Consider the following 1,102-nt stretch of genomic DNA (forward strand, 5'->3'; position numbering starts at 1 on the left):
CCCGCCGCAATGGAGGGCCGGGACGACCCACGGGTGAAGACCATGAACAACGCCAAACTCGCCGCAGCCGTCGGCGGGGGCTACCTCCTCGGGCGCTTGCACAAGGCCCGTTGGGCACTGGCCCTGGCCGGACTGGCCGCAGGCAAACGACTCAGCACCAATCCGGGGGTCCTCCTCGGCCAGCTCGTCGAGTCCTCCCCACAGCTCCGTGAGCTGGCCGGGAGCGTCCAGGGGGAGCTCGCCGAGGCGGGCAAGAAGGCCGCCGTCACCGCCGCGAGCCATCAGGTGGGCGCGCTGACCGACCGGTTGAAGCAGCGCACGAAGGACCTGCGCGCGGGCACCCAGCGCCGCGGCGAAGAGCCCGAAGAGCCCGAGGAGCCCGAGGACGAGGTCGACGAGGAGCCCGAGGAGAGGTCCGAAGAGGAGCCCGAGGAAGAGCCTGACGAGGAACGCGACGAGGAACGCGACGAGCCGGACGAGGAGCCCGAGGAGGAGCCCGAGGAGGAGCCCGAGGAGGAAGCGCAGGAGACGCCGAAGAAGCGAACGCGGTCGTCCTCCTCCAGCAGGGCGGCCAAGCCCAAGTCGACGGGCACCAGGTCCGCCCGGGCGGGCGCCGACAAGAAGGCCACGCCCGCGAAGAGCGCCGCCTCCACCAAGGCCGGCGCCGCCAAGCGCACGACCAAGGCTCCCGCCCGTAAGGCGGCCACCCCGGCTCGCAAGACCGCGGCTGCCAAGGCCCCGGCCCGGAAGGCCGCCTCCTCCGCGTCGTCCGCACGGAAGACCGCCTCCTCCGCGTCGTCCGCACGGAAGACCGCCGCCGGTACGGCGAAGAAGACGACAGCGCGTGGCACCACACGCGGACGGAGGTGAGGACGATGGCCAAGCAGGACGAAGGCCGCGGCAACGCGCTGGTGAATGTCCTGGAACAGCTCCCCACCGAACAACTGCTGGACCAGACCCGCGAACTCGCCGTTGCCGCGGGCGAGCGGGCCATGGCCGTCGCCACCGACAAGGTCGGCGACCTCACCGACCGGCTGCTCGACTACGTCGAGAACGGCGGATCCGGTCTCCTCGGAGGCGGGGACGGCGGGGGGGGGGCGCC

Annotated in this window: 1 protein-coding gene and 1 pseudogene; both read left to right on the plus strand. The window is 72.4% G+C overall.

Annotated elements, in window-relative coordinates:
- On the plus strand, positions 1-870 hold an 870-nt coding region (locus MCM47_RS41305; protein WP_308222643.1), incomplete at its 5' end, for a histone protein.
- Positions 871-875: 5 nt separating this feature from the next.
- Positions 876-1,102 (plus strand): annotated as a pseudogene (locus MCM47_RS41310) (hypothetical protein); the annotation flags it as partial.

Source organism: Kitasatospora sp. A2-31, from assembly GCF_022288725.1.
In the GTDB taxonomy this organism is placed as follows: Bacteria; Actinomycetota; Actinomycetes; order Streptomycetales; family Streptomycetaceae; genus Kitasatospora.